The organism is Streptomyces sp. NBC_00984 (assembly GCF_045162475.1).
Classification (GTDB): Bacteria; Actinomycetota; Actinomycetes; order Streptomycetales; family Streptomycetaceae; genus Streptomyces.
Genome location: NZ_CP108734.1, coordinates 2352482 through 2374031 on the forward strand (window position 1 = coordinate 2352482; position 21550 = coordinate 2374031).

Annotated in this window: 19 protein-coding genes; 8 read left to right on the forward strand and 11 right to left on the reverse strand. The window is 69.8% G+C overall.

Going from position 1 to position 21550, the window contains the following annotated elements:
• Positions 1-119 precede the first annotated feature (119 nt).
• A complete protein-coding gene (locus OG520_RS10050; protein ID WP_406012945.1) occupies positions 120-1289 on the forward strand; it encodes a trypsin-like serine peptidase in 1170 nt (389 codons plus the stop codon).
• A gap of 87 nt (positions 1290-1376) precedes the next feature.
• Here OG520_RS10050 and hflX read toward each other — a convergent pair whose 3' ends face one another.
• The 6 genes from hflX to miaA form a co-directional block, all read right to left on the reverse strand.
• Positions 1377-2897: a GTPase HflX gene (gene hflX / locus OG520_RS10055; protein ID WP_385328724.1), complete on the reverse strand. Its 1521-nt coding sequence runs from the start codon at positions 2895-2897 to the stop codon at positions 1377-1379.
• Positions 2898-3040: 143 nt separating this feature from the next.
• On the reverse strand, positions 3041-4495 hold the full coding sequence (locus tag OG520_RS10060) for a M1 family metallopeptidase (protein ID WP_406012946.1): 1455 nt from the start codon (positions 4493-4495) through the stop codon (positions 3041-3043).
• A 96-nt stretch (positions 4496-4591) separates the two neighbouring features.
• The gene (locus tag OG520_RS10065) at positions 4592-6757 is read right to left on the reverse strand and encodes a RelA/SpoT family protein (protein WP_406012947.1); all 2166 of its coding nucleotides are present in this window, start codon (positions 6755-6757) and stop codon (positions 4592-4594) included.
• Between the two features lie 140 nt (positions 6758-6897).
• A complete protein-coding gene (gene dapF, locus OG520_RS10070; protein WP_406012948.1) occupies positions 6898-7770 on the reverse strand; it encodes a diaminopimelate epimerase in 873 nt (290 codons plus the stop codon).
• Positions 7771-7870: 100 nt separating this feature from the next.
• Positions 7871-8308 (reverse strand): hypothetical protein, encoded by a 438-nt coding sequence (locus OG520_RS10075; RefSeq protein WP_406012949.1) that lies wholly within the window; start codon positions 8306-8308, stop codon positions 7871-7873.
• A 107-nt stretch (positions 8309-8415) separates the two neighbouring features.
• A complete protein-coding gene (gene miaA / locus OG520_RS10080) occupies positions 8416-9354 on the reverse strand; it encodes a tRNA (adenosine(37)-N6)-dimethylallyltransferase MiaA (protein ID WP_385328728.1) in 939 nt (312 codons plus the stop codon).
• 209 nt (positions 9355-9563) lie between these two features.
• Between miaA and OG520_RS10085 the strand changes: the two genes are divergently transcribed.
• Positions 9564-9842, forward strand: coding sequence for an antitoxin (locus OG520_RS10085; protein WP_399330371.1), 279 nt, complete (start codon positions 9564-9566; stop codon positions 9840-9842).
• Positions 9843-9926: 84 nt separating this feature from the next.
• Here OG520_RS10085 and OG520_RS10090 read toward each other — a convergent pair whose 3' ends face one another.
• From OG520_RS10090 to zwf, 3 genes are all read right to left on the reverse strand, one after another.
• Entirely contained in the window at positions 9927-10640 is a 714-nt protein-coding gene (locus tag OG520_RS10090) for a class III extradiol dioxygenase subunit B-like domain-containing protein (RefSeq protein ID WP_406012950.1), read from the reverse strand.
• Between the two features lie 60 nt (positions 10641-10700).
• Entirely contained in the window at positions 10701-12230 is a 1530-nt protein-coding gene (miaB, locus tag OG520_RS10095) for a tRNA (N6-isopentenyl adenosine(37)-C2)-methylthiotransferase MiaB (RefSeq protein ID WP_406012951.1), read from the reverse strand.
• 237 nt (positions 12231-12467) lie between these two features.
• Positions 12468-13892, reverse strand: coding sequence for a glucose-6-phosphate dehydrogenase (gene zwf, locus OG520_RS10100; RefSeq protein ID WP_399330365.1), 1425 nt, complete (start codon positions 13890-13892; stop codon positions 12468-12470).
• Between the two features lie 108 nt (positions 13893-14000).
• Here zwf and OG520_RS10105 point away from each other — a divergent pair, with 108 nt between their 5' ends.
• Together OG520_RS10105 and OG520_RS10110 are read left to right on the forward strand one after the other, a co-directional pair.
• Positions 14001-14243 carry a hypothetical protein gene (locus OG520_RS10105; RefSeq protein WP_406012952.1) on the forward strand — a complete coding sequence of 81 codons (243 nt, stop codon included), beginning with the start codon at positions 14001-14003 and terminating at the stop codon, positions 14241-14243.
• Between the two features lie 290 nt (positions 14244-14533).
• Positions 14534-15532: a TAXI family TRAP transporter solute-binding subunit gene (locus OG520_RS10110; RefSeq protein WP_406012953.1), complete on the forward strand. Its 999-nt coding sequence runs from the start codon at positions 14534-14536 to the stop codon at positions 15530-15532.
• A gap of 24 nt (positions 15533-15556) precedes the next feature.
• On the opposite strand, the gene OG520_RS10115 is transcribed toward OG520_RS10110, so the two are convergent.
• Positions 15557-16951 (reverse strand): ATP-binding protein, encoded by a 1395-nt coding sequence (locus OG520_RS10115; protein WP_406012954.1) that lies wholly within the window; start codon positions 16949-16951, stop codon positions 15557-15559.
• A 15-nt stretch (positions 16952-16966) separates the two neighbouring features.
• A complete protein-coding gene (locus OG520_RS10120) occupies positions 16967-17659 on the reverse strand; it encodes a response regulator transcription factor (protein ID WP_406012955.1) in 693 nt (230 codons plus the stop codon).
• Positions 17660-18038: 379 nt separating this feature from the next.
• On the opposite strand from OG520_RS10120, the gene OG520_RS10125 reads away from it, so the two are divergent.
• From OG520_RS10125 to OG520_RS10140, 4 genes are all read left to right on the forward strand, one after another.
• The gene (locus tag OG520_RS10125; protein ID WP_342281856.1) at positions 18039-18824 is read left to right on the forward strand and encodes an amino acid ABC transporter ATP-binding protein; all 786 of its coding nucleotides are present in this window, start codon (positions 18039-18041) and stop codon (positions 18822-18824) included.
• A gap of 69 nt (positions 18825-18893) precedes the next feature.
• The gene (locus tag OG520_RS10130; RefSeq protein ID WP_399330355.1) at positions 18894-19739 is read left to right on the forward strand and encodes a glutamate ABC transporter substrate-binding protein; all 846 of its coding nucleotides are present in this window, start codon (positions 18894-18896) and stop codon (positions 19737-19739) included.
• Between the two features lie 75 nt (positions 19740-19814).
• Positions 19815-20480 carry an amino acid ABC transporter permease gene (locus tag OG520_RS10135; RefSeq protein ID WP_406012956.1) on the forward strand — a complete coding sequence of 222 codons (666 nt, stop codon included), beginning with the start codon at positions 19815-19817 and terminating at the stop codon, positions 20478-20480.
• Positions 20477-21376 (forward strand): amino acid ABC transporter permease, encoded by a 900-nt coding sequence (locus tag OG520_RS10140; RefSeq protein WP_399330351.1) that lies wholly within the window; start codon positions 20477-20479, stop codon positions 21374-21376. The genes OG520_RS10135 and OG520_RS10140 overlap by 4 nt, the downstream gene beginning before the upstream one ends.
• Positions 21377-21550: the final 174 nt, after the last annotated feature.

Sequence of the window (21550 nt, forward strand, 5' to 3'; positions counted from 1 at the left end):
GGAAGCGCGCTCCGGACCGTCATAGGGTGGGGCCCTGCATCTTCGGTGGCCGCCGGTCCGGCCAACGAACCGCATGACACGTTCATGGCAATTTCGGAATTTTCGGGGGGACCTTCTCCATGCGATCCATACGTCCGCTGCTCGCCGCGACCGGGCTCGTCGCCGCGCTCGCGCTGACGGCCACGGCCTGTGGTCCGAGCGAGGACAACGCGACCGGCAAGCCCGCCGCCGACTCCGCGGGCGGCCAGGACGCCGGCGGCTCCCTGCCCGACGGTCTGGCCGAGACGCTGAGGAAGCACGGCGTCGACCCGGAGAAGTGGAAGAACGGCGAGTGGAAGAACTGGAACAAGGACAAGTGGCTGCGTGAGGCCAAGGACTTCGTCAACCCGGTCATCGAGGGACTGTGGAAGCCCGACCGGATGAAGTCGGCCAAGGACCCGGCGAAGACCATGGCGGCCGGCGACGTCTCCGGCGACCGGGCAGCCACCGACCCGGAGCCCGCTCCGGTGCGGGCCGAGCGCGAGAAGACTCCGTACCACAGCTACGCGGCCCCGGTCGGCAAGGTGTTCTTCGACTCCCCCGAGGGCTCGATGGTCTGCTCGGGCACCGTCGTCAAGGATCCGGGGAATCCGGGCCGGTCCAACCTGGTGTGGACCGCAGGCCACTGCGTGCACGCCGGTTCGAAGGGCGGCTGGTACCGCAACATCGTCTTCGTGCCCGCGTACAACGACAAGGGCAAGTCCGCCGCGGCCCTGGAGAACGCGCAGCCCCAGGAGATCGCCCCGTACGGCGCGTACTGGGCGGACTGGGCGACGACGTCCGGGGAGTGGCTCGCCGACGGCGGCCCCACCGGGGGCGAGGGCGCTCCCTATGACTACGCGGTGCTGCACGTGAAGCCGGAGAAGGGCACCAAGTCCCTGGAGGAGACCGTGGGCAATGCCCTGTCGGTCGACTTCGACGCTCCCGAGATCTCACGGATCGACGCCATGGGCGCCTGGGGATACCCCGCCGCTCCCCCGTACGACGGTCTGATCATGCACAAGTGTGTCGATCGCGCCGGGCGGCTGTCCATCAGCCCGAGCACTCCGGCGATGTACCGCATCGGCTGCACCATGACCGGTGGGTCGTCCGGCGGTGGATGGTTCAGGAAGGGCAGCGACGGCAAGTCCGTGCTGGTCTCCAACACCTCCATCGGACCGGTGACTTCGGGCTGGCTCGCCGGTCCCCACCTGGGTCCGGGCGCGAAGGACGTCTTCACCGCCATGAGCGAGAAGTTCGCCGGCCACTGACGGCCACCGGCACCCGCTGACGACCCGAAGGCCCGCCCCTGGTCGGGGCGGGCCTTCGGGTCGTTGCCGGGCCGTATCGCGTCGCGGTCAGTGCGCCACGGGGACGAACGAGGAGAGCTCGGCCGCCAGCTCCTCGTGCACCCGCGCCTTGAGCAGGGTGCCCTCCGGCGTGTGCTCCTCGGAGATCACCTCACCCTCGGCATGCACCCGGGAGACGAGTCCACCCTGGATGTACGGCACGAGCGCCTCGATCTCGACCGACGGCCGCGGCAGTTCGGTGTCGATGAGCGCGAGCAGCTCCTCGATACCGGCGCCGGTGCGCGCCGAGACGGCAATCGCGTGCTTCTCGATGCGCAGCAGTCGCTGGAGCACCAGCGGATCGGCCGCGTCCGCCTTGTTGATCACCACGATCTCGGGCACGTTCACCGCACCCACTTCGCGGATCACCTCGCGCACCGCGGCGAGCTGCTCCTCCGGCACCGGGTGGGAGCCGTCCACCACGTGCAGGATCAGGTCGGATTCGCCGACCTCCTCCATGGTGGAGCGGAACGCCTCGACGAGGTGGTGCGGCAGATGCCGTACGAACCCGACGGTGTCGGCCAGCGTGTAGAGCCGACCGCTCGGCGTCTCGGCCCGGCGCACGGTCGGGTCCAGGGTGGCGAACAGCGCGTTCTCCACCAGGACGCCTGCTCCGGTGAGCCGGTTGAGCAGCGAGGACTTGCCCGCGTTGGTGTAGCCGGCGATGGCGACCGACGGCACCTTGTTGCGCTTGCGCTCCTGGCGCTTGATCTCGCGGCCCGTCTTCATCTCCGCGATTTCCCGGCGCATCTTCGCCATCTTCTCGCGGATCCGGCGCCGGTCCGTCTCGATCTTGGTCTCACCGGGACCACGGGTGGCCATGCCGCCACCGCCGCTGGAACCGCCGCCGCCCATCTGACGGGAGAGCGACTGACCCCAGCCGCGCAGCCGCGGCAGCATGTACTGCATCTGTGCCAGCGAGACCTGCGCCTTGCCCTCTCGGGACTTGGCGTGCTGGGCGAAGATGTCGAGGATCAGGGCGGTCCGGTCGACCACCTTGACCTTGACGACGTCTTCCAGGTGGATCAGCTGGCCGGGGCTGAGCTCACCGTCGCAGACGACGGTGTCGGCCCCTGATTCGAGGACGATGTCGCGCAGCTCCAGCGCCTTGCCCGAACCGATGTAGGTGGCCGGGTCCGGCTTGTCGCGGCGCTGGAAGACCGCGTCGAGCACCTGGGCGCCCGCCGTCTCCGCCAGCGCGGCCAGCTCCGCGAGGGAATTCTCCGCGTCACGCACGGTCCCCGACGTCCAGACACCGACCAGCACCACGCGCTCCAGGCGCAGCTGTCGGTACTCGACCTCGGTGACATCTTCGAGCTCGGTGGAGAGTCCGGCCACACGCCTCAGTGCGGCGCGCTCGGAGCGGTCGAGCTGCTCGCCGTCCCGTTCTCCGTCGATCTCGTGGCTCCAGGCGACGTCCTCTTCCATCAGGGCGTCGGCCCGAAGGCTCTCGGTGAGGCTTTCGGTGACATTCTCCGTAGCGCTCTGCGCATCCTGCGCGTCCTGGGGAAGGGAAGAAGAGGAGGTCATTGGATCCTTACGTCGTTGGAAGTCCGTTGCATCAGTCACAACGCGTGACCCCTTCCGATGATTCCCGCTGTCGGGAATCTCCGGTCCGGCCGCCGCGGCGACTCGTCGATAGTGGCATGGTCCGCCGCACCAGTCACCCGGGTTTACCGCTGTCCGGCGGGCGCGGTGCTGTGCCAGTCCGGGTGCCCCGGCATCGGCGGGGTCTTCTCCCCGTACAGCCAGCCGTCGAGGAACGAGGTCAGGTCGCGGCCCGCGGTCCGGGACGCCAGCCGGACGAAGTCCTCGGTGGTGGCGTTGGAGTCCCGGTGCTTCCGCACCCAGCTCCGCTCCAGCCGGTCGAACGCGCTCGCGCCGATCTCCTGGCGCAGCGCGTAGAGGATCAGTGCGCTGCCGTCATACACCACCGGCCGGAACAGGCTGATCTTCTGTCCGGGCGCCGGGGCGTCCGGGTGGGCCGGGGGGCCGCCCGCGGCGCGCCAGCCGTCGGACCTGGTGTAGGCCTCGCGCATCCGGCGTTCCAGGGACTTGCCGGCGTGCTCCTCGGCGTAGCGGGCCTCGTACCAGGTGGCGTGTCCCTCGTTGAGCCACAGGTCGGACCAGCTCTGCGGGGAGACACTGTCGCCGAACCACTGGTGGGCGAGCTCGTGCACCATGATCGAGTCGAGGTACCACTCGGGATAGCCGGTCCTGGTGAACAGGGACCGTTCGAAGAGCGAGAGCGTCTGGGTCTCCAGCTCGAAGCCGGTTTCGGTGGCGGCGACGAGCAGTCCGTACGTCTCGAAGGGGTAGCGGCCGACCTGCTGTTCCATCCACTCCAGCTGGGCGGGGGTCTTGCTCAGCCAGGGTTCGAGGCGTTTGCGGTCGGCGCCGGGCACCACGTGGCGTACCGGCAGTCCGTGCGGGCCGGTCCGGCGCAGGACGGCGGAGCGCCCGATCGAGACCTGGGCCAGTTCGGTGGCCATGGGGTGTTCGGTCCGGTAGGTCCAGGTGGTGTCGGCGCCGTGCCGGGCCGTGCCGGTGGGCAGTCCGTTGGCCACCACGGTCAGGTCCTTGGGCGCGGTGACCCGGAAGGTGAAGTACGCCTTGTCGGAGGGGTGGTCGTTGCTCGGGAAGATCCGGTGCCCGGCATCGGCCTGATTGGCCATGGCCAGGCCGTCGGCGGTACGCAGCCAGCCGCCGCTGTCCTGGTCGCCGCCGGGATCGCTGGTGTGCCAGACGGTGATGCGCAGCGGTACCCCGGCGGGGAGCCGCCCCAGTGGCTTGATGACCAGGTCCTCGTCCGCGACGGCGAAGTCGGCGCGCAATCCGTTGACTTCGACGCTGCGGACCGTGCCCCGGGTGAAGTCGAGGTTGATCCGGTCGAGCGGTTCGGTGGTCCGCGCGTCGATCCTGGTGACGGCGTCCAGCGGCTTGCTGTTGTCGCCGTGGTAGGTCAGTCCGATGTCGTAGGCGCGGACGTCGTACCCGGGGTTGCCGAGATGAGGGAAGAGCGGATCGCCGATGCCGAGCGGCACGGGTGAGGGGAGGGTGGCTGCGACGAGAGTGGCTGACGCGGTGGCCAGCAGAGCGGCCCGCAGACGGCGGGAGATGAACGGCATGAACTACCGCTACCAGCGACTTCCCGCTGGACAGGTGCGGCGCGCGCCGCACCACCCGAATGAGAGCGCTGTGGCGGATGGCTCCGACCGGAGGAGTCAGACGGTGGCCACGGGGTGCTGGGCGCGGCTCACGTCGTACACCCCGGGCACGTCACGCATGGCGCGCATCAGGGCCGGCAGTCCGGCCGCGTCGGGGAGCTGGAGGGTGTAGGTGTGCCGGACCCGCTGTTCGCTGGGCGGTTCGACGGTGGCGGAGATGATCGCCGCGTCCGCCGTCGCGATCGCCTCGGTGAGATCGGCGAGCAGCCGGGGGCGCCCGAAGGACTCGGCGACCAGCGTGAACCGGCAGTCGGTGGCATCCTCCCAGCTCACCCCGACCGGCGCCCGGCCGACGGACCGCATCCGGGCGACGGCGGGACACTCCAGCCGGTGCACGGTGACGGCGCCGCCGCGCACGACGAATCCGGTGACGGCGTCGGGTGGCACGGGGGTGCAGCAACCCGCGAGCCGTACGGTGGCGTCCGGCCGGGCCACCACGGCGGTCGCGGCGGGACCGGCGCCGGAGGGTTCCGGTGGCTGCGGTCCGGGCCTGGAGTGGCCCTGCGACGGCTGCTCGGGCCCGGTTTCCGCGGGCCGGCCGCCGTGCGGGCTCCGGATGTCCTCCGGGTGGGCGTCCAGCCAGCCGGTGATGGCGATGCGGGCGGCGGGGGTCCTGGCGTGGTCGAGCCAGTCGGGCGAGGGGCCGGAGGCGGCGTCCTCGGCGAGCAGCAGCTGCACGGTGTCGCCGTCGCTGAGCACGGTGCCGAGGGTGGCCAGCCGGCCGTTGACCCGGGCGCCGATGCAGTTGTGCGCTTCGTTCCCGTACTGCGCGTAGGCGGCGTCGACGCAGCTGGCTCCGGCGGGCAGCCCGAGCGTGCCGCCGTCGGTCCGGAAGACCGTGATCTCCCGGTCCTGGGCCAGGTCGGCGCGGAGCGTGGTCCAGAAGGTGTCGGGGTCCGGGGCGGACTGCTGCCAGGCGAGGAGCCGGGAGAGCCAGCCGGGCCGGGTGGGGTCGGCGCGCTCTCCGTCCGCGGGTTCGGCGGCCTGGGGGCCGGCGCCGCCGTCCGCGGCGTACGGATTGCCGAGGGCGATGACTCCGGCCTCGGCGACCTTGTGCATCCGGTGGGTACGGACGAGGACTTCGGCGACCGCCCCGTCCTCGCCCACGACGGCGGTGTGCAGTGACTGGTACAGGTTGAATTTGGGTGCGGCGATGAAGTCCTTGAACTCGGAGATCACCGGGGTGAAGCAGGTGTGCAGTTCGCCGAGCACGGCGTAGCAGTCGGCGTCCTCGCCGACGAGCACCAGCAGCCGGCCGAAGTCGGTGCCGCGCAGCTCGCCGCGTTTGACGCCGACCCGGTGCACGGAGACGAAGTGGCGCGGCCTGATGAGGACTTCGGCGGGGATTCCGGCCTCCCGCAGCACCGTCGTGACGTTCTCGGCGATGGCCGCGAGCGGGTCCTGAGGGGCGGCGCCGGAGCCGTCCGACCGCGCCGAGGCGGCGGCGATCAGCGCGCGGGTCCGTTCGTACTCCTCGGGGTGGAGGATCGCGAAGACGAGGTCCTCCAGCTCGGTCTTGAGGGCCTGCACGCCGAGCCGTTCGGCAAGCGGGATCAGCACGTCGCGGGTGACCTTGGCGATCCTGGCCTGTTTCTCGGGCCGCATCACGCCGAGGGTGCGCATGTTGTGCAGCCGGTCGGCGAGCTTGATCGACATGACCCGGACGTCGTCCCCGGTGGCGACCAGCATCTTGCGGAAGGTCTCCGGCTCGGCGGCTGCTCCGTAGTCGACCTTTTCGAGCTTGGTGACGCCGTCGACGAGATAGCAGACCTCTTTGCCGAACTGGTCCCGTACCTGATCGAGGGTCACATCGGTGTCCTCGACGGTGTCGTGGAGCAGCGACGCGGTGAGCGTCGTCGTCTCGGCGCCGAGCTGGGCGAGGATCAGCGTGACCGCGAGCGGGTGCGTGATGTACGGCTCGCCGCTCTTGCGCATCTGGCCGCGGTGCGAGGACTCCGCGAGCACATAGGCCCGGTGCAGGATCGAGAGGTCGGCATCCGGATGGTGGGCCCGGTGGGCCTCGGCGACATGGCCGATGGCATCGGGCAGCCGGTCGCGGGGGACGGGACCGAGCAGCGCGACACGGCCGAGCCTGCGCAGATCGATCCGGGGACGGCCCCGTCGGCGGATGGGGGCACCTGGGCTGGTGGCCTCTGCACTCATGGGGCACCTCCGGCGACGTCGACCGGCGGTGGGGAGGTGCGGTCGCGCCTCCGGGCCGGTGCTTGATGCTACCGAGCCCACCACGTGGCGGAGTCCGGCTCTCGCCCAGCGTGAAAGGGATCACCCATTCGAGCGAAGCTCTAAGGCCTTTCCGTTTCGAGCCAGGCGGAGTCGATCAGGCCCTCGGCGACGATCACGGCCGGTCCGGTCATCTCGATCTCGCCGTCCGGCCGCTCGGTGATCACGAGGGTGCCGCCGGGCAGATCGACCGTGTACGTGACGGGGGTGCCGGTCTCCGCGGGGTCCGCGCCGTCCCTGCGGGCCGCGGCGACGGCCACGGCGCAGGCGCCCGTGCCGCAGGAGCGGGTCTCGCCGGAGCCGCGCTCATGGACCCGCATGGCGACATGGCGCGGTCCGCGGTCCACGACGAATTCGATGTTGACGCCGTCGGGGTAGACGGCTGCGGGGCTGTAGGGCGGCACGGAGAACAGGTCGCCGGCGTGTGCCAGGTCGTCGACGAAGGCGACCGCGTGGGGATTGCCCATGTTCACATTGCGGGCGTCCCAGCTGCGACCGCCGAGGCTAACCGTGACGCCGTCCTCGGGAAGGAGCGCGCGACCCATGGAGACCGTGATGGCGCCGTCCTTGGCGATGTGGACCTTCTTCACGCCGCCCCGGGTCGCGACGGCGAGGTCGCCCTCCTCGACGTGTCCGGCGCGCTGCAGGAACCCGGCGAAGACCCGCACCCCGTTGCCGCACATCTCGGCGATCGAACCGTCCGCGTTGCGGTAGTCCATGAACCACTCGGCCTCGCCCGCCATGGCCCGCGCCTCGGGGTGCGCGGCGGAGCGTACGGCGTGCAGCAGCCCGTCACCGCCGATACCGGCCCGGCGGTCGCAGAGCCGGGCGACGACGGACGCGGGCAGGTCGATGGCGTTGTCCGGGTCGGGAACGATCACGAAGTCGTTCTCGGTGCCGTGACCCTTGAGGAAGGCGATCTGCGAGGTGCTCACAGGGCAACTGTACGAAACAGCGCCGACAACCGACCGCCCCGGGCCGCCCCGCCGCCTCCCGCGCGAGGGCAGGACCTGCGGAAAGGGCCCGCTCCGGCCGTCAGCGGAGCCGTGCCACGCGCCAGACGGCCAGGGCGACCAGCGCGCCGCCGACGACGACGTACAGGGCGATCACCCGCCAGTCGGACCGCTCGCCCGAACCCCGCTGTGGCAGGCCGGGCCAGGTGTATCCCACCCGGCGGGCGGCCATCATGCCCCAGCCGGCCGCGCAGCAGCTGATCAGCAGGCCCAGCATGGCCACGACGGCGCCACCGTCGCCGAACTCGAAGGCCAGCGGGAAGGCGAACATCAGCGATCCCACCGCGGCGAGCATGACGATCGGTGCCAGCTGCCAGATCCGCAGCCTGCGCGCGGGCCGCAGCTCGACCTCGACCTCGGGGGTCGCTTCGAGCTCGTCCGGCCCGTCGGGGCTCAGACTGCCTGTCCCGTGCAGCGCGTCCGGTGCGTCTTGTTCAGTGTCGCGAGGGCTGGCCTCCATCGCCACGCGCCCTCCCAACTCGGACTCCACTGGTCGATCGATGCTCGATGATGGCACGCTCCAGGTCGCCGAATTGACGGGCAGGGCTTCCCGATGCCATCACGTGATCAGGCTGTAACCGCTCGTTCGACCAACGCCAGCGCCTGGCGCGGGAGTTCCCCGCGGTGCTCCGCGGCGCCGCTCAGCCAGTGGACCCGCGGGTCGCGGCGGAACCACGAGTCCTGACGGCGTGCGAATCGCTTGGTGGCGCGAACGGTCTCGGCCCGTGCCTCGTCCTCGGTGCATTCCTGGGCCAGCGCGGCAAGCACCTGCTGGTAGCCGAGCGCCCGGGACGCGGTGCGGCCCTCCCGCAGACCCTGCGCCTCCAGGGCGCGCACCTCGTCGACGAGTCCGGCCGCCCACATCCGGTCGACCCTCAGGGCGATGCGTTCGTCGAGCTCGGGGCGGGCCACGTCGACACCGATCTGGACGGTGTCGTACACCGCATCGTTACCCGGGAGGTTGGCGGTGAAGGGCTTGCCGGTGATCTCGATGACTTCGAGGGCCCTGACGATCCGGCGCCCGTTGCTCGGCAGGATGGCCCGGCCCGCTCCGGGGTCGGCGGCGGCGAGCCGGGCGTGCAGCGCTCCGGAGCCGCGCTCGACCAGTTCCTCCTCCAGCCTGGCCCGTACGTCCGGATCCGTGCCGGGAAACTCCAGGGCGTCGATGGCGCCCTTCACGTAGAGCCCGGAGCCGCCGACCAGGACGGGGGTGCGACCGGCGGCGAGCAGCCGGTCGATCTCGGCGCGGGCCAGCCGCTGGTACTCGGCGACGCTGGCGGCCTCGGTGACGTCCCAGATGTCCAGCAGGTGGTGCGGGACGGAGCCGCGTTCGGCGAGCGTCAGCTTCGCGGTACCGATGTCCATTCCCCGGTAGAGCTGCATGGAGTCGGCGTTGACCACTTCGCCGTCGAGCTGCTGAGCAAGGAATACCCCCAGATCGGACTTTCCGGCTGCAGTGGGACCGACAACGGTGATGACCCGCGGTGCGGGAGCTGAACTTCTCACTGCCACAGTCTCGCAAACCTCCGCGGGTCTTCCCGAACGGGTGAGCCTGCCCCCCATCGAAAAGACGCCGAGTGCCGCGCCGCGCCGACCACGGGGCCCCGGACAGCGCGGATCTTCTCGCGCGCCAGTAGAATCCGAAGTAAATATGGGCGTTTTTTCACGTTTTGAAGAAGTGCCCGACCGTAGTCCCCCAGCAGGGAAGGTGCCCGATGGGCTTCCTGGACAATTTGAAGGCCAAGCTGAGCCCCGCCAAGGACAAGGTCGGCGAACTCGCGCATCAGCACGGGGACAAGATCGACCAAGGGCTCGACAAGGCCGCACGGACGGTCGACCAAAAGACCAAGGGCAAGTACAGCGACAAGATCGAGTCCGGCGCGAGGAAGGCCAAGGACGCGGTCGAGCGCCTGTCCCACAAGGACGAGGGCGCTGCACCCAAGAACGAGGGCGGTACGCCCAAGAACGAGGGTGGTACGCCGCCCGCCTCCTGACCATGAACTGAACAAGTCCGACGGACGGCCGTGGAGCGAGGACGCTGCACGGCCGTCGCCCGTAGGTCTCCGGGCGGCAGGGGCTCAGGACCAGGTGGCGACCAGGTATCCGACGCCGTACGGAGCGTCCTCGTACAGCAGCTGCCCGGCCAGTCCCGCCCCTTGCGCCGCGCCCGCGAGTACCTGCCAGGGCGCCCGGCCCGCCGCCTTCAGTTCGTACGCCAGTGACGCGTCCAGCGCGATCAGCGCGCCGGGGTCCGCCGTGCCCAGCGCACGGGCGGCCGCCGCGTCGAACCCCTCGGCGCGTTCGTCCAGATAGCCCGGGGCCTTGAGCGTGCGGCAGGCGCTGCCGTCGCCCATCACGAGCAGCGCCACCCGGTCCGCCCCGGCGGCCAGGTCCCGTCCGGCGCTCGTACAGCGGTCGGTTTCGAGCGGCTCTCCCACGCCCAGCCCCTCGACCGGCGCACCGGCCCATTCCGCGCGGGCCAGCAGCCAGGCGCCGACGGAGAGGGACGGCGGAAGCGAGTCGTCCGCCACCGGTCCGCGGTCGCGCCCGAGCCGTACGCCGAGGTCGACGCCGAAGCCCTTGAAGGTGCCGGTGGCCCCCTCGGGGTGCGGGCCACGCCCCGGCAGGTCCGCGGGTCCGACCACGATCAGCAGATCGGGGCGCGCGGCGGCGAGCACACCGAGGGCCTCGGCGCAGGCGTCCCGCACGGCGTCGAGCTCGGGCGCGGCACCGGCGGCGACCTCCGGTACCAGCAGGGGTGGGCAGGGGCAGACAGCGGCGGCGACAAGCATGGTGGGCAGCGTACTGCTTGGACCCGGCACGCCCGTCGGCCGCCGTCGGGCTCCCCGGTGTCAGTCGCAGCCGCAGCCGGGGGCCGCCGCGGCCGGCAGCGGCGCCGGGGCTCCGATGCCCGGCAGTCCCAGCATCACCCCGGCCGGCTTGGCCGCCTCGGCGGCGGTGCGCTTCTCCCAGGCGTCCCCGGCCCGGGTCCGCCGCACGGCCACCGGTGCGCCCTCGGCAAGGAGGTGGTGCGGGGCCGCGTAGGTGATCTCGACGGTCACCACGTCGCCCGGTCGCACGTCCTGGTCCGGCTTGGTGAAGTGGACCAGGCGGTTGTCGGGGGCGCGGCCGGAGAGACGGTGGGTGGCGCCGTCCTTGCGGCCCTCCCCCTCCGCGACCATGATCTCCAGCGTCCGGCCGACCTGCTTCTTGTTCTCCTCCCAGGAGATCTCCTCCTGGAGGACCGAAAGGCGCATGTACCGCTCCTGGACGACCTCCTTGGGGATCTGCCCCTCCATCTCGGCGGCGGGGGTCCCGGGGCGCTTGGAGTACTGGAAGGTGAAGGCGTTGGCGAAGCGCGCCTCGCGGACCGCGTGCATGGTCTGCTCGAAGTCCTCCTCGGTCTCACCGGGGAAGCCCACGATGATGTCGGTGGAGATCGCGGCGTCCGGCATCGCAGCGCGCACCTTCTCGATGATTCCGAGGAAACGCTCCTGCCGGTACGAGCGCCGCATCGCCTTGAGGATCGTGTCGGAGCCCGACTGCATCGGCATGTGGAGCTGGGGCATCACATTGGGCGTCTCGGCCATCGCCGCGATCACGTCGTCCGTGAAGTCGCGGGGGTGCGGCGAGGTGAAACGGACCCGCTCCAGCCCTTCGATCTTCCCGCAGGCGCGCAGCAGCTTGGAGAAGGCCTCGCGGTCGCCGATGTCGGAGCCGTACGCGTTCACGTTCTGGCCGAGCAGGGTGATCTCCGAGACGCCCTCGGCGACCAGGGCCTCGATCTCGGCGAGGATGTCGCCGGTGCGGCGGTCCTTCTCCTTGCCGCGCAGCGCCGGGACGATACAGAAGGTGCAGGTGTTGTTGCAGCCGACCGAGATCGAGACCCAAGCCGCGTAGGCGGACTCGCGCCGGGTGGGGAGCGTGGAGGGGAAGGCCTCCAGGGATTCGGCGATCTCGATCTGCGCCTCCTCCTGGATACGGGCGCGCTCCAGCAGCACGGGCAGCTTGCCGATGTTGTGCGTACCGAAGACGACGTCCACCCAGGGGGCCCGCTCGACGATGGTGTCGCGGTCCTTCTGCGCCAGACAGCCGCCGACAGCGATCTGCATGCCGGGCCGCTTGGTCTTCATCGGGGCGAGCCGGCCGAGGTTGCCGTAGAGCTTGTTGTCGGCGTTCTCCCGCACCGCGCAGGTATTGAAGACGACGACGTCGGCGTCGCCGTCGGAACCCTCGTCCGCACGGATGTACCCCGCGCCCTCCAGCAGCCCCGACAGCCGCTCGGAGTCGTGGACGTTCATCTGGCACCCATAGGTGCGGACTTCGTAGGTCTTGGGTCCCTCGACGCTCACTGCGGGGCTCCGGTCGCTGCTGCTGGTCATGCCCTCAAGGGTATGTGGTCCGGGAGACGGCCCCCGCTGCCTCGGGCCCGGGACGCCGGCGGGGCCCGTGCCGGGGCGGCGGAGGGTCTCCTCTTCGGCCTTCGTCTTCGGCCTTCGCCGGGACGCCAGGAGTGTCGGCCTTGTCCGGCTGGTCCTTCTTCGGCTGGTCCTTCTTCGGCTGGTCCTTCTTCGGCCGGTCCCTCTTCCTTGGGCCACTCCCTCTCCTGTCCGTTCCCTTCAGTCGGTCCCGAAGAGACGCCGTCCCGGCTGGTGCCAGTGCTTCAGGCCGGGGAGCCCGTCTCCCGCCTCCGGGCCCCAGCTTCCCGGCGCGTACGGGAGGGGTGGCCCGGCGGGGTCCAGCACGGGCTGGACGATCCGCCAGCACTCCAGGATCGCGGGGAAGAAGGCGAAGTACTCGGGGTCGCCCTCGACGGCTCCGCGGAGGATGTTCTCGTACGGAAGTTCCTGCCGCCCCAGTGCCTGCGCGAAGTCGACGCCGACGGGGACGGTCACCGGCTCCTCGCCCTTCCCGGACTTGCGCAGCATCAGATCGGCCCTGATTCCGGTGTCGCCGGCGATGCGGAAGCGGATGAGGTTGGACGTCGTCTCCGTCGTGTTCCCGCCGAAGAGCTCCAGCGGCGGCTTGCGCAGTTCGACCACGACCTCCGTGGCGGTCACGGCCAGCGCCTTGCCGCTGCGGAGGTAGAAGGGCACCCCTGCCCAGCGCCAGTTGTCGATGAACAGACGGGTCGCGAAGTACGTCTCGGTGGTGGACTCCGGTGCGACGCCTTCGACGTCCAGGTAGCCCCGGTACTGGCCGCGCACGGTGTCGGCGGGGTCGATCGTGCGGGTCGCGTGCAGCACCCGCCACTTCTCCAGCCCCTGGGCGCGGGCATTGGTGACGCTCGGCGGGTCCATCGCCAGGAAGGCGAGGACCTGGAGCATGTGGTTCTGGACCACGTCTCGCAGGCAGCCCACCCCGTCGTAGAAGGATCCCCGGTCGGCGACGTCGAAGTCCTCGACGAGGGAGATCTGGACGTTGTCCACGTAGGAGCGGTGCCAGATCGGTGCCAGCAGGGTGTTGGCGAAGCGGGAGACCATCAGGCCCTCCACCGCGTCGGAGCCCAGGAAGTGATCGACCCTGAGCAGGTGGTGCTCGTCGAAGTGGGCGCCCAGCGCGTCCTGCAGTTCCCGCGCCGAGTCGAGATCGTGCCCGAACGGCTTCTCCACCACCAGCCGGGCGTCACGGTTCAGGCCCGCCTCGCCCAGGCCCGCCGCGACGGCGGTGAACAGCGACGGGGGGATCGCCAGATAGTGGGTCACGAACCCGAACCCGGCCACGGCCTCGCGCAGTCTGTCGAAGGTGGAGCTGTCGGCGAAGTCACCGGTGACGATGGACAGGCGCGCCGCGAGCCGGCCGAAGACCGCCTCGTCGATGTCGGTGCAGGCGGCTGCGACCGCCTCCCGTGCGTGCCTGCGGAGCGCGTCGTCGTCCCAGTCGGTGGCGGCCACACCGATGACGGGGACGTTGAGTCGGCCGTTCTCGGTGAGGCGGTACAGCGCGGGGAGCAGCATTTTCTTGGCCAGGTCGCCGGAGATACCGAAGAGCACCAGGGCGTCGGAGTGTTCGAGGTCGGTGGAGGTGAGGAGCGTGTCGCTCATCGCGAGCGTCCTTTCAGGGGTGAGGCTCCGCGGGTCGGGGGAAGCGTGGTGCCGGACCGGCGCCGGTGCGGGATCTCAGACGGTCTTGACGGGCTGCCGAGCCGGCTCGTGTCCGAAGCGGGCCCGCAGGGCCTCCTCGATCTGCTCGGGATCGCGGTTGCGGGTCTCGGGCAGGTGGCGACCGACGAAGAGACGGGCCAAGGACGCAGATCAGACGAGGCCGACGAGGCCGACGAGGCCGACGAGGCCGACGAGGCCGACGAGGCCGACGAGAGAGTGATCTTGCGGACCCCCTTCGGCGAAACCTCGGTCAGAGGCCCCTCGGTGCCCGGCTCCCTGGAGAAACCCTGAACCATGTCATGTCCCCGTCTCTCGGCACCCCCTCGTCCCTCGACACCCCCTTCGCCCATCCTCGGCACCCGGCAGGAGACCTGGGTACTTGGACGGGCAGTCGGGTGAACCCCGCACGACCGGGCGTGACGGGGACGTGCGAGGCCGGTGAGGGCGGGCGTGACGGGGATCCGCGCGGAGCAGATGAGACCGGGCTTCCGGAGCCGAAAGACGGGACGGGACCGGGCCCGGGGCGGGGGCCGTGAGGCCGGCCCTGGTCATCGCCGGAGCGGACTGGCAGGATCGCCGCCATGCTCCAGGCACTCTCCCGTATCGGCAGGCGACGCGTTCTTCAGGCGTGTGCCGCCGTCGCCGTCGTGCTCGGGCTGCTGCTGTGGTGGCTGCTGCCGCTCGGGCAGCCGGCACCGACGGGCACGCTGACCTTCAGCACCGGTGTGCGCAGCGGGGTCTACCAGCGCTACGGCGAGCGCCTCAAGGGGGACCTGGCCAGGGATCTGCCCGAGGTGTCGATACGGCTGCAGACCAGCGAGGGCTCGCAGCAGAACATCGCACGGGTGGCGACCGGGAAGGCCGACTTCACCATCGCCACCGCCGATGCCCTCGCCACCTATCTGCACAGCGGCAAGCCGGGCGCCGACCGGCTGCGGGGCTGTGTGCGGCTGTACGACGACTACATCCAGCTCGTCGTGCCACGCGACTCGGAGGTACGGAAGGTCTCGGATCTGCTCGGCAAGCGCGTCGGGGTGGGGCAGCGCGGTTCGGGGGTGCGGCTGGTCGCCGACCGGCTGATGACCGCCGCGGGGCTCGATCCCGAGAACGACGTGACACCGGTTTCCGCCGGTATCGACACCATGCCGAAGCAGTTGGAGGACGACCGGCTCGATGCCTTCTTCTGGTCCGGCGGACTGCCCACGTCCGCCGTGCAGGAATTGTCGGACCGGTTCGCGATCCGGCTGGTGCCGCTGGAGGCCCCGCTGGTCAAGGAGCTCCAGGCGGTGGGCGGGTCCGCCCGCTACTACCGTTCGGCCATGATGCCCGCCGACGCCTACCGCAACGCGCAGCAGGATCAGGCGGTGCCGACGGTCGCGGTCGCCAATGTGCTGGTTACCACGGACCGTTCGGATCCGGCGCTGACGGAGGCGTTCACCCGGACCGTGATCGACAGCCGGGACCGGATCGGGCGCGAGGTGCACGCGGCCCAGCTGGTGGATCTTCGTACGGCGATCTACACCGATCCGCTGCCGCTGCACGAAGGGGCCAGCCGCTACTACCGCTCGGTCAAGCCCTGACCGTTCTCCTCGGTCCCGTCGCGTTCAGCCCTGCGGGCCGTTGCGCGGCACCGAGACCGTCACCCGCAGCCCGTGCGGCTCATGGGCCGCGTAGCGCAGGGAGCCGCCGCCGGCTGCGAGGAGCGCCTGCGAGATGGAGAGCCCGAGGCCGGAGCCCCGGATGTTCTGATGCTGGGTGCTGCGCCAGAAACGGTCGCCGATGCGTTCCATCTCCTGCGCGGTGAGGCCCGGCCCGCGGTCGGCGACGACGACCGTGACGTCCTCGCGGCCGGAAGCGACCGTGACGACGACCTCTTCCCCGGCGGGGGTGAACTTCAGGGCGTTGTCGATGATCGCGTCGAGGGCGCTCGACAGTGCGATGGGGTCCGCCCAGGCGGTCACCGCGGACGAGCCGTCCGCCCTGAGCCGCACCCCCTTCTCCTCGGCGAGCGGCCGCCAGGACGCGACCCGCTCCGCGGTCAGCGCGCCGATGTCCGTGAGTCGCAGATCGGCCGCGGCGTGCTCGGCCAGCGCCAGGTCGAGCAGGTCGTCCAGGACCTGCCCGAGGCGCTTGCCCTCCGTGCGCACGGAGGCGATCTCCTCGTTGCCCTCGGGGAGTTCGAGCGCGAGGAGCTCGATCCGCAGCAGCAGCGCGGCGAGGGGGTTGCGCAGCTGGTGCGAGGCGTCGGCGACGAAGGCGCGCTGCTGCTCCAGCACGTCCTCGACGTTGTCGGCCATCTCGTTGAACGACCGGGCCAGGCGCCTCAGTTCCGGCGGTCCACCGGAAGCCGCGACCCGGGACCGCATCCGCCCGCTGGCGATGTCGTGGGTGGCCGCGTCCAGGGTGCGTACGGGCAGCAGCACCCAGCCGGTGAGGCGGATCGCGGCGCCGACCGCCACCAGCATCGCGACCGCTTCGCCGGCCGCGATCAGCAACCAGCCACGCAGCGTGCGCGAGCGCATCTCCTCGGTGGGCGAGTCGAGCACCACGACGGCGACCACATCGCCGTCCCGTACGACGGGCGAGGCGACGACGACCCTGCCGTCCTGCCACGGCCAGACCTGCGGCGGATCGTGGCTGCGCCGGCCCAGCAGGGCCTCCTTGAACGCCTCGCGCCCCTCTCCCTCGATCGGGAGCTGCCAGGCGGCTGGGGCCTTCGCCATGGCGCTGTCGTCGCGGTAGAAGACACCGGCGCGGATGCCGTACACCGATGCGTAGGTGTCGAGTTCGCTCCGCAGGGTGCGCCGCCGCTCGTCGTAGCCGGCTGCCCGCTCGGTGATGAACTGCGCGAGTGCGGCGAAGCGTGCCGTGTCGTCGATGCGGTCGATGACGACGCGTTGCTGCTGGGCCGCCGCCACGCTGACGGCCAGCGGGAAGCCGAGGGCGAGCAGCACGCCCGCCATGAGCACGATGAGCAGGGGAAGCAGCCTGGTACGCACCTGGGACGTACGCCTCTACGCGGACGGGGCGACGAGGCGGTAGCCGACCCCGCGCACCGTCTCGATCAGTGTGGGCAGCCGCAGCTTGGAACGCAGGGACGCGACATGCACTTCGAGCGTGCGCCCCGTGCCCTCCCAGCTCGTGCGCCACACCTCGCTGATGATCTGCTCCCGGCGGAACACCACGCCCGGACGCTGGGCGAGCAGCGCGAGCAGGTCGAACTCCTTGCGGGTGAGCTGGACTTCCGACCCGTCGACGCTGACCCGGCGGGTCGGCAGCTCGATGTGCACGTGTCCGAGACGCAGCGCGGCGACGGGCGTGGGCACGGTGTCCTCGCCGGACGCGTTGCGCCGGCTGACGGCGTGGATACGGGCGAGGAGTTCGCCGGTGTCGTACGGCTTGACCACGTAGTCGTCGGCGCCGAGATTGAGGCCGTGGATCCGCGACCGGACGTCTGCGCGCGCGGTCACCATGATCACCGGGGTGGAGGTGCGCTTGCGGATCTTCCCGCACACCTCGTAGCCGTCCTGGTCGGGCAGGCCGAGGTCGAGGAGCACGACACCGAACGGCTCCGTATCCGTGGGCAGCAACGCCTGCAAGGCCTCCTCGCCGCTGCGCGCGTGCACGACCCGGAAGCCGTGCCGGGCCAGGATCGCGGAGAGGGCGGCCGCGACATGGTTGTCGTCCTCGACGAGCAGCAGTCTCATGGCCTCCCTTTCCGGATTCCCAATGGCTCAGATGGCGCGGTGCCGGTACGTGTCGATGTCGATGTCGATGTCGATGTCGACAGGTATCGGTGCGGCCTCTCGTACGCTCCTCGTCACTTGCCCGTACCGAGGCGTTTCACGTCATGACGTACGAGGGCATCCACTCCGATGAGAGGCAGGTCAGTCAAGGCCCGCCCGCCGCATCCGGCCATCTGTTATCCACCCGGTACGCCACGTGCGTCACACCCCGCACCCCGTTCACACGGAGTGTCCGGTTGCCGCCGGATCGTTATCCTCAATTTCCGCTCAGATGTAATGACGCTGGTAGCACCGCGTCACTAGGGTCCTTCCCAACCGAGGAGGACGGAGCAAGAAGCCGATGAGCGGAGTTTCAGTGACCAAGGGCGCCGAGGACGCCGCGCCTGCGGCGAACGACCTTGTCGTACTGAGCAACGTCAACAAGCACTTCGGCGCGCTGCATGTGCTCCAGGACATCGACCTGACCATCGCCCGTGGCGAGGTCGTGGTCGTCATCGGGCCCTCCGGGTCCGGGAAGTCCACGCTGTGCCGCACGATCAACCGCTTGGAGACGATCGACTCGGGCGCCATCTCGATCGACGGCAAGCCGCTGCCCCAGGAGGGCAGGGAGCTGGCCAGGCTGCGTGCCGACGTCGGCATGGTCTTCCAGTCGTTCAATCTCTTCGCGCACAAGACGGTGCTCGAGAACGTGATGCTGGGCCAGATCAAGGTCCGCAGGACGGACAAGAAGGCGGCCGAGGACAAGGCCCGTTCACTGCTCGACCGGGTGGGTGTGGCGACACAGGCCGACAAGTACCCTGCCCAGCTCTCCGGCGGTCAGCAGCAACGCGTGGCCATTGCACGGGCGTTGGCGATGGACCCGAAGGTGATCCTCTTCGACGAGCCGACATCGGCGCTCGACCCCGAGATGATCAACGAGGTGCTGGAGGTCATGCAGCAGCTCGCCCGGGACGGCATGACGATGGTCGTCGTCACCCATGAGATGGGCTTCGCGCGCTCGGCCGCGAACCGGGTCGTCTTCATGGCCGACGGAAAGATCGTCGAAGAGGCCACGCCCGACCAGTTCTTCAGCAACCCGCGCAGCGACCGGGCCAAGGACTTCCTGTCGAAGATCCTTCACCACTGATTGATCCTGCGCCACCGGGCCCCGGACCGGCTGATCACTCACATCGCGTCAACTCTAGGGAAAACCACCATGCAGCTTCGTAAGGTCACCGCCGCCTCGGCCGCCGTGCTCGCCCTCGCCCTCACCGCCACTGCCTGTGGATCCGACAACAAGGACGGCAGCTCGGGCAGTTCGGGTAACGGCAAGAAGATCACGATCGGCATCAAGATCGACCAGCCGGGCATCGGCCTGAAGACCCCGGACGGCAAGTACACCGGCTTCGACGTCGATGTCGCCACGTACGTGGCCAAGGAACTCGGCTACGACGCCAAGGACATCGTCTTCAAGGAGACCAAGAGCGCCGACCGCGAGACGGCGATCGAGCGCGGTGACGTGAAGTTCATCGCCGCCTCCTACTCGATCAACGACGAGCGGCTGCAGAAGGTCGACTTCGCGGGTCCGTACCTGCTGGCGCACCAGGACATCCTCGTCCGCGCCGACGACGACTCGATCAAGTCCCCGGCCGACCTGAACAACAAGAAGCTGTGTTCGGTCGCCGGCTCGACCTCGGCGAAGAACGTCAAGGACAAGCTGGCTCCGAAGGCCGACCTCCAGACGTACGGCGGCTACTCGGAGTGCCTGACCGGCCTGGAGAACAAGGTCATCGACGCGCTGACCACCGATGACAGCATCCTGGCGGGCTACGCCTCGCAGCAGAACTTCCAGGGCAAGTTCAAGCTGGCCGGCTTCAAGATGACCAACGAGAACTACGGCATCGGCCTGAAGAAGGGCGACGCCGACCTCAAGAAGAAGATCAACGACGCGCTCACCAAGATGGTCTCGGACGGTGCCTGGGACAAGGCCGTGAAGGACAACTTCGGCCCGGCGAACTACAAGAACGACCCCGCCCCGAAGATCGGCAACATCGTCAAGTGAAGCAGGGCTGACCGGGCGCGCCGTCCGTGAACGGCGGCGCGCCGTGCCCTCCTACACGCGGAAGCGCGGGAGATCGTGTTCGACTTTCTTGAAGGTTACGACCTGCTGGGGGCCTTCTGGGTGACGGTGCAGCTCACCGTCTACTCCGCCCTCGGCTCCCTCATATGGGGAACGCTGCTGGCCGGCATGAAGGTCAGCCCGGTCCCCCTGATGCGCGGCTTCGCCACCGCGTACGTGAACGTGGTCCGGAACATTCCGCTGACCGTGATCATCGTGTTCTCGTCGCTGGGTCTGTACCAGACGCTGGGCATCGCGCTCGGTGCCGATGCCACCGAAGACATCAACTTCCGGCTGGCCGTGCTCGCCCTGGCCGCCTACACGGCCGCCTTCGTCTGCGAAGCGCTGCGCTCCGGCATCAACACGGTGCCGGTCGGCCAGGCCGAGGCAGCGCGCGCACTCGGGCTGAGCTTCACGCAGGTACTGCGGCTGATCATCCTTCCTCAGGCGTTCCGCGCGGTGGTCAACCCGTTGTCCAACGTGCTGATCGCACTGACGAAGAACACCACGGTCGCCTCCGCGATCGGCGTCGTCGAGGCCTCCTACCTGATGAAGGACATGATCGAGGCCGAGGCCCAGCTGATCCTGATCGCGCTGGTCTTCGCGTTCGGCTTCATCGTTCTGACCCTCCCGACCGGCCTGATCCTCGGCTGGGTGAGCAAGAAGGTGGCGGTGAAGCGATGAGTTCCGTCCTCTACGACGCCCAGGGACCCCGCGCCAAGCAGCGCAACATCCTCTACACGGTGCTGTTCGTGCTGTGCGCCGCGGCCGTGGTGTGGTGGGTGTACGACGGCCTGGCGGAGAAGCACCAGCTCGACTGGATCAAGTGGAAGCCCTTCTTCACCAGTCCCCAGCCGTGGGAGACGTACATCTGGCCGGGCCTCCAGAACACGCTCAAGGCGGCGTTCTTCGCCCTGATCATCGCGCTGCCGCTGGGCGCCCTGTTCGGGATCGGCAGGCTCTCGGACCACCGCTGGGTACGGATGCCGGCCGGCTTCGTCGTGGAGCTCTTCCGCGCCATCCCGGTGCTGATCCTGATGATCATCGCGAACGCGGTGTACGCGGAGTACACCACTATCGATACCGATGTGCGTCCGCTGTACGCCGTGGTGACCGGACTCGTGCTGTACAACTTCTCGGTCCTCGCCGAGATCGTGCGGGCCGGAATCGAGACCCTTCCGAAGGGCCAGGCGGAGGCGGCCAAGGCGCTCGGCATGCGCAAGAGCCAGATCATGCTGTCCGTGCTGCTGCCGCAGGCGGTGACGGCCATGCTGCCGGCGATCGTCAGCCAGCTCGTCGTCATCGTGAAGGACACCGCGCTCGGCGGCGCCATGATGACCTTCCCCGAACTGCTGGCGTCGGTCCGCCCGATGAGCGCGAACTACGGCGCGAACACGATCGCGTGCTTCACGATCGTGGCCCTGATCTACATTGCCGTGAACTTCGCCCTCACGTCCTTCGCCAGGTGGCTGGAGCAGTGGCTCCGGCGCAACAAGAAGGCGAAGGGCACCGCGCCCGGGGGCGCACCCGAGACCATCGGTACGCCGTCGCTCGTCGTCGATGACGGGCGCGCCGTCTGACGGCTCGTCGCACGGTGTTCCGAGGGGCGGTGGCGGATGAGCCACCGCCCCTCGCCGCCATCCGGTGTCGCTTGACGCGGGCACCGGCAGTAGGTTGCATACGTTCTGTGATCGCGCCCCCTGCCCCCGCCGCCACACTCCCTCCGCCGCCGCCCAGCCCCGTTCCGAGCCGCG